General features: G+C 37.4%; 6 protein-coding genes. All 6 read left to right on the forward strand.

The genetic code is table 11. The features are described from left to right. Positions 1 to 213 (forward strand): cadherin repeat domain-containing protein (locus AC1DDX_RS18050; RefSeq protein WP_477622359.1); only part of this gene is annotated, 213 nt, incomplete at its 5' end. A gap of 93 nt (positions 214 to 306) precedes the next feature. Next, positions 307 to 2,154: a glycoside hydrolase family 13 protein gene (locus AC1DDX_RS18055; RefSeq protein WP_337717222.1), complete on the forward strand. Its 1,848-nt coding sequence runs from the start codon at positions 307 to 309 to the stop codon at positions 2,152 to 2,154. Next, complete coding sequence (gene pgmB, locus AC1DDX_RS18060) at positions 2,155 to 2,820, forward strand: beta-phosphoglucomutase (RefSeq protein ID WP_288884395.1); 666 nt, start codon at positions 2,155 to 2,157, stop codon at positions 2,818 to 2,820. It abuts the gene before it with no gap. Between the two features lie 51 nt (positions 2,821 to 2,871). Beyond that, a complete protein-coding gene (locus tag AC1DDX_RS18065) occupies positions 2,872 to 5,190 on the forward strand; it encodes a glycoside hydrolase family 65 protein (protein WP_477622360.1) in 2,319 nt (772 codons plus the stop codon). Positions 5,191 to 5,238: 48 nt separating this feature from the next. Then, positions 5,239 to 6,648: an MFS transporter gene (locus tag AC1DDX_RS18070; RefSeq protein ID WP_288884398.1), complete on the forward strand. Its 1,410-nt coding sequence runs from the start codon at positions 5,239 to 5,241 to the stop codon at positions 6,646 to 6,648. Between the two features lie 99 nt (positions 6,649 to 6,747). Next, a complete protein-coding gene (locus tag AC1DDX_RS18075; RefSeq protein ID WP_288884399.1) occupies positions 6,748 to 7,713 on the forward strand; it encodes an acetyl-CoA carboxylase carboxyltransferase subunit alpha in 966 nt (321 codons plus the stop codon). Positions 7,714 to 7,955 lie beyond the last annotated feature (242 nt).

Genomic DNA, 7,955 nt, shown 5'->3' on the forward strand with positions numbered 1-7,955 from the left:
GATATGGCCTATGCCCATGGCGTTTGGACAGTTACAGCTGATTTAAAAATTGGTGAAATGAAATTCAGGCAAGATCATAAATGGGATGTGAACTATGGCGGTAGTGGTGGAACTGCAGTTTTTAATGGAGGCAATATTAAAGTTACTTCGGGAGGTAGTTATACCGTTACATTCGACGTAAACAATTTGAAGTATACCCTGGTTAAAAACTAACTTTCATATATAGATATTACCCCGCAATGCTCAATCTTTGCGGGGTATATATCGCCTAATCTCATATTTTTTATAACCGATTAAACTTAAAAAATGAGGAAATCATTTATTCTATTGTTTCTAGTCTTATTAACGACAAGGGTTAATGCCCAAAAGCTAGAACGTGTTGAACCTATGTTTTGGTGGGTTGGAATGTACAATCCCAAGTTACAACTTCTTGTACATGGCACTGAGATAGCTGCTTTAGAGGCAGAGATCAACTATCCTGGAGTGAAACTTGCAGAAATTCATAAAGTTGAAAACCCAAATTATCTTTTCCTTGATCTTGAAATATCCGCAGAAGCTAAGGCAGGTAAATTCCCGATTGTATTTAATAAAAATGGCAAAAAGAAGCTGCAATATGTTTACGAACTTAAAAACAAAGAACAATCTTCGTCCCGAATTCAGGGAGTAACAAGTAAAGATCTTATTTATCTGTTAATGCCAGACCGTTTTGCAAATGGTGATAAATCTAATGATGTAATAAAGGGCATGCGCGAAACTAAGTTGAATCGCGATTCGATGTATTACCGTCATGGTGGTGACCTGCAAGGATTAATTGGTAAACTCGATTATTTAAAAGACCTCGGTATTACCACCATCTGGATGACACCGGAAATTGAAAATGATATGCCACTTGCTTCATATCATGGCTATGCTGCTACCGATCATTATAAAATTGATCCGCGCTATGGCACCTTAGAGCTTTACAAAACATATGTTAATAAAGCACACGAAAAAGGGCTAAAGGTGATTAAGGATGTTGTGCATAACCATATGGGAACCGGTCATTGGTTCTATAATGATATGCCAATGAAAGATTGGGTTAATCAATGGCCGACTTATACACAAACCAGCTATCGTGATGAGCCTGTAATGGATCCGCATGCTTCTGAAACAGATAAGAAAAAAATGCTTGACGGGTGGTTCGTGCCTTCAATGCCAGATTTCAATCAGAAAAACCTATACGTTCAAAATTACATTACTCAAAATCACATCTGGTGGATTGAATATGCAGGTATTGATGGATTAAGATTAGATACTTATCCGTATAATGAACCTGAATATATGAGAGATTGGGCTAAAAAACTAAAGGCCGAATTCCCGACCCTATCTATTTTTGGTGAAACGCTTGTGAATTCTGTTGCAGCTCAAGCTTTTTTTACTGGGGGAAGCACCGTAAGGCCAGGCTTTGATACCGAATTGCCAGGAATAACCGATGCGGTTATCAAAAATGCAATTTATGAAGCCTTGAATGGGAAGTCGGGATGGACTGATGGGATCTTTAGGCTTTACACCACCATTGCTCAAGACTTCCTTTATAAGGATGCAGACCAGAATGTAGTCTTCCTTGACAATCATGATATGAGTAGGTTTTATTCTATGGTTGGTGAAGACCTTAATAAATTCAAAACAGGTATGTCTATTTTATTAACCATGCGCGGAATACCTCAAATCTATTATGGCACAGAAATACTAATGAAAAACTTTTCTAACCCTGATGGATTGGTGCGCTCTGATTTTCCAGGTGGATGGGAGGGAGATAAGACTGATAAATTTACAAAGAACGGTCGCACGGTTCAGGAAAATGAAGCATGGAATCATATCAGTATTCTTGCCAACTATAGAAAAGGGAGTATAGCATTGCAAACAGGTAAGTTAATGCAATTTGTACCTGAAGATGGATTGTACACTTATTTCAGATATACTGAAGTTGGTAAAAAAGATGTCATGATTGTTGTTAACACGGAAGATAAAGTAAAAGAGTTAGATACCTCTCGTTTTGAGCAGCGTCTCTCAAAGTTTACTTCTGCCACTAATGTCCTCACAAAAGAAAAATTAGGCAGTATTAAAACCATTTCAGTTCCCGCAAAAACAACACTTGTTTTAGAATTAAACTAGATGCAACATACACAACAAATAGCCTGCATATTCGATCTTGATGGAGTATTGGTAGATACAGCAGTTTATCATTATAAAGCATGGAAACAGCTGGCCAATTCATTGGGCTTTGATTTTACTCAATTGCAAAATGAGCAATTAAAAGGAGTAAACAGAATGCGTTCATTAGAAATGATTTTGGATTGGGGTGGTATGCAGAAATCTGCTGAAGAAAAAGAAGAATTAGCAAGTCTCAAAAATTCATGGTATGTAGCTATGATCAATAAAATGACAACAGATGAGGTGCTGCCTGGTTCTTTAACATTATTAACCGAATTAAAATCTTCAGGTATAAAAATCGCTTTAGGATCGGCAAGTAAAAACTCATCTATTATTTTACAGCGTACCAATCTTGCACATTTCTTTGATGCAATTGTGGATGGTAATTCAGTAACAACCTCCAAACCAGATCCAGAAGTTTTTTTGAAAGCGGCAGAAATGTTAAATACAGAACCTGAAAACTGTGTTGTATTTGAAGATGCGCAAGCAGGGGTAATGGCTGCACTTGCTGGAAATATGAAAGTTATTGGAATAGGTGATGAAGAACATCTGAAAGAAACGCACTTAATAGCAAAAGACTTGTCAGAGATTACACTTGGTAAAATCCTTGCCCTAAGGAATAATTAATTTGAAAATGCATAAGGCCAATTAACATTAACTACCAGAGAAGAATAGACGATGAAGAATTATATAAAACCAGATGAATGGAATATTATAGAGGAAGGCTTTGATCCACATTTAAATAAAATATCAGAAAGCATTTTTAGCATCGGCAATGGTCGGATGGGACAGCGTGCTAATTTTGAGGAAGCTTATTCAGGAGAAACCCTTCAGGGAAATTATGTGGCAGGAATCTATTATCCAGATAAAACCCGTGTTGGATGGTGGAAAAATGGCTATCCTGAATATTTTGCTAAAGTTCTTAATGCCACAAACTGGGTAGGTATTGATATTAGGATTGGGGATGAGACCCTTGACCTCAATAACTGTAAGGTTACAGCCTTCAAACGTGTATTAAATATGAAGGAGGGGTATCTTACACGCTCATTTATTGCCGAAAATAAAAATGGGAAAGCTGTTAAAGTTATTGCCAAACGATTTTGCAGTATTATAGATGRTGAAGTGGGAGCATTACATTATCAATTGGTGCCACTAAACTTTGAAAACATTGTATTATCTGTTACTTCTTTTATTGATGGAGATGTAAAGAATGAAGACTCCAATTATGATGAAAAGTTCTGGAATGAGGTAAGTAAAGAGCAGGATAAGAATACCGATTATTTATTACTAAAAACAAAAAAAACTGATTTTGATGTTTGCACGAGTGCAAGATCAACCATACTGATAAATAATGAAAGTGTAAGCTTAAGTCCGGTTATGAGTGAAAAATACCTTGGCCAAACAGTTAAGGTAAATGTTAAGCAGGGCGATGTGATTGATGTTTATAAAATTGTATCCAATCTAACTTCCGAGAATCACGAGAAGCAGGTGCTAATTGAAAGATCAAAACAAGTAATCGATCAAGCTTCTGCCAAGGGTTTTGAACAGTTGCTGAAAGAACACTCAGATGCGTGGGCAGTTAAATGGCAGGAAAGCGATATTGTCATTGCTGGTGATGTTGCTGCTCAGCAAGCAATTAGATTTAACATATTTCAATTAAATCAAACTTATAYGGGTAAAGATGCAAGGTTAAATATCGGACCTAAAGGGTTTACGGGAGAAAAGTATGGTGGCTCAACTTATTGGGATACCGAAGCCTATTGTATTCCTTTCTATTTATCAACAGCTCCTCAGGAAGTAGCTAAAAACTTATTGGTATATCGCTATAAACATCTTCAAAAGGCAATTGAAAACGCATCAAAGCTTGGTTTTAAAGATGGGGCCGCCCTATATCCGATGGTAACAATGAACGGAGAAGAGTGCCACAATGAATGGGAGATAACTTTCGAAGAAATTCATAGAAATGGAGCCATAGCATTTGCCATATTTAACTATGTCCGTTATACTGGTGATGAAAGTTACTTAAGTGAATATGGATTAGAAGTTTTGATTGGCATTGCTCGTTTTTGGAAACAAAGGGTTAATTGGAGTACAGAAAAGAATAAGTATGTAATGCTGGGGGTAACTGGGCCAAACGAATACGAGAATAACGTTAATAACAACTGGTATACCAATACACTAGCAGCGTGGTGCCTGAAATATACTGTTGAAGTGGCGGAAATAGTGAAGGAAAAATACCCTGAGCAATACCAGAACGTAATATTAAATGCAAATCTGAATGCGGAGCTGGAGTTTGCCGACTGGACCAAAATAGTTACCAATATGTATTATCCTTATGATGAAAATACAGGAGTATTTTTACAACAGGATGGTTTTATGGATAAGGAGCAGATTCTGGTTAAGGACTTGGCGGCGGAAGAACGGCCTCTTAATCAAAAATGGAGTTGGGATAGAATATTACGATCGGGTTTCATTAAACAGGCGGATGTGCTACAGGGAATGTATTTCTTTGAAGATGATTATGAATTGGAAACCTTAAGGAAGAACTTCGATTTTTATGAAAGCAGAACTGTTCATGAAAGCTCGCTCTCACCCTGTGTGCATAGCATATTAGCAGCAAAACTTAACGACGAGCAACGAGCTTATGAATTTTACTTACGTACAGCGCGTTTGGACTTGGATGATTATAATAATGATACAGAAGACGGCCTGCACATCACTTCTATGGCAGGTACCTGGATGAGTATTGTTGAAGGATTTGCAGGAATGCGTGTAAGAAACAATCAACTAAAGTTCAGTCCGTTTTTACCTAAACAGTGGGATTCTTTTTCGTTTACCATTGGTTTTAGAGGAGTACAATTAAAAATAAAGATAACTATACGCCAAATTATCATCACCAACAATTCAGGGCAAACCCTTGAAGTGCTTATATTCAATGAATTATATAGTATTCCCAAAGGTGAAAAGGTGATTTCTTATAATGGAACAGTGGTATGATAAGAGTTAAAGTTATGTCTTCATCTGCACAAATGATTGAATTTTAATATGGAAAAGAGTAGCATTAAACTAGCTAAACCAAGATTATCCTTTTGGAATATCTTCAATATGAGCTTTGGATTTTTAGGAATACAATTTGGATTTGCATTACAAGGTGGGTTCATGTCAAGAATTTTCCAAACCCTGGGGGCAAGCGAAGGCGAAATTCCGATGCTTTGGGTAGCTGCGCCGCTAACAGGTTTACTTGTGCAGCCAATAATTGGTTATTTAAGCGACAGGACATGGCACCCAACGTGGGGACGCAGGAAACCTTTCTTTCTAATAGGAGCCATTTTAAGCACCTTAACCTTATTCTTTTTACCACATTCACCTGTACTTTGGGTTGCAGCGGGATGTTTGTGGGTTCTGGATGCATCTATAAATATAAGTATGGAGCCTTTTAGAGCCCTTGTAGCCGATAAGTTGCCTGAATCTCAACGGTCTTACGGTTTTGTAATGCAAACTTTAATTATCGGGGTAGGCACATGGATCGCTAGTAATTTACCTTGGTTAGTGAATAAATTAGGTGTATCAAATGTTGCTGATCCTGGCATAGTTCCTCTTTCAATTAAAATAGCATTTGCTATAGGAGGAGCAGTCTTTCTCTTATCAATATTATACACCATTTTTACGACCTCAGAATATCCTCCGGAAGATCTCGCAGAACTAAAGAAGTCAAACCATGAGAGTAGGGGACTTTTAAACGGAGTTAAGGAAATTTTTCAAAGTATATCCAATATGCCAAAAACTATGGCACTTCTTGGAATAATACAGTTCTTTAGCTGGTTCGCTTTTTTTGCTATGTGGAGTTTGGCTACGCCCGCATTAACTGATCATGTTTTTAAAGCACCATTGCCTATGGAACAAGCCTATAATATGAGTAATGTTGCATCAAAAGCACTGTTTGCTGATGCCAGTAAGGCATATAACAATGCGGCTGATCTTGTAGGTTCTTATATGGGGATGTATGGCTTATCATCGATGGCTTTTGCCTTAATATTAACACTATATGCGGCAAAGCGGGATATCAATAGAAAATATATTCATATGATTAGCTTGCTTGCAGGTGGCATTGGGTTTATCTCGATGTACTTTATTCGTGATCCGGAATATCTGATTTATTCTTTTATATTAATCGGAATTTCGTGGGGTAGTATACTTTCTATGCCTTATGCGATGCTTTCAAGTGCGATACATGCAAAGAAAATGGGGATGTATATGGGGATCTTTAATATGTTTATTGTTATTCCACAAATTATAGCGGCAACTGGAGGGTTAAATTTTCTTTATCATTTAATTTTTGGTAAGGAAGCCATTAATGCCATGTTACTTGCAGGCACTTCATTAATTATCGGAGGGTTGGCTAATTTTCTGATTACTGATCCAAAGGTTATTAAACATGTAAGTACAGATTTATAACATAAAGGTTGACCTGATTATAAACTTACCGTAAACTTGTATCTACAATAAAAAGGAGTTGAACAGGTAAAATAAAATACCTATTTTTACAGCCCGCTTATGGAACAGATAAAAACATCATTTGATTTTGAAAAACCTTTAGCTGAACTTGTTCAGCAAATTGAAAAGGTTAAACAGGTTGCTGATAAGACAAAAGTAGACATGTCTGCTACCTTGGCAGAGCTTGAAGAAAAATTGGAACAAACGCAGAAGACACTTTACAGCCATTTAACAGGCTGGCAAAAAGTTCAAATGTCTCGTCATCCGGAAAGGCCTCAGACTTTAGATTACATCAGCATGATCTGCGATGATTTTATTGAAATGCATGGCGACAGGACTGTAGGAGACGACAAAGCAATTATTGGTGGATTTGCTACTATTGATGGTAAAACGGTGATGATTATCGGCCATCAGAAAGGGAAAAACACAAAAGAGCGTCAATACCGTAATTTCGGAATGGCTAATCCTGAAGGCTACAGAAAAGCACTTCGCCTAATGAGACTGGCTGAGAAGTTCAACAAACCTGTTATTTCTTTTATAGATACGATGGGTGCATATCCTGGGCTTGAGGCTGAAGAGCGCGGACAGGGAGAGGCAATTGCCAGAAACTTATTAGAGATGTCTGTGCTAAAAGTACCAATCCTTTGTTTTGTTGTTGGTGAAGGTGCCTCTGGGGGAGCTTTGGGTATTGGTATTGGAGATAAAGTGTATATGTTAGAGCATACCTGGTATTCGGTAATCTCTCCGGAATCTTGTTCTTCAATTCTATGGAGAAGCTGGGATTATAAAGAAAGAGCCGCAGAATGTTTAAAGCTGACTTCTGATGATATGTTCGAAAACAAACTTATCGATGGTATTATAAAAGAACCACTTGGTGGTGCACATCAAAACCCAGAACAAATGGCTGGAACTATTAAAAAGCAGATTCTCGATGATTTGAAAACGCTTACTAAGGAGAAAACTGAGAAGATGATTGCCACTAGGATTGATAAATTCTGCACAATGGGAGTTGTTGTAGAAGGGTAAGCTCGCATTCTGCTCCCCGGCTGCATTAATTTGGCTCAGAAAAAGAGCCAAATGAACGCTAGGTCGGTTCACAGAAAACTCGCTTCCTACCGCCTAAAATAATCAAAGGATTATATAATTAAATTTGTAATAACAGAAAAAGGCCCCGAAATTTTATCGGGGCCTTTTTCTGTTATGTTTTTTAATAATTTTCTAAATTTTGGAAAGGGATCTGGCTAATTAATCAGCACTCATTCCTGATT

It is taken from the genome of Pedobacter sp. 10L46_2, assembly GCF_056395165.1.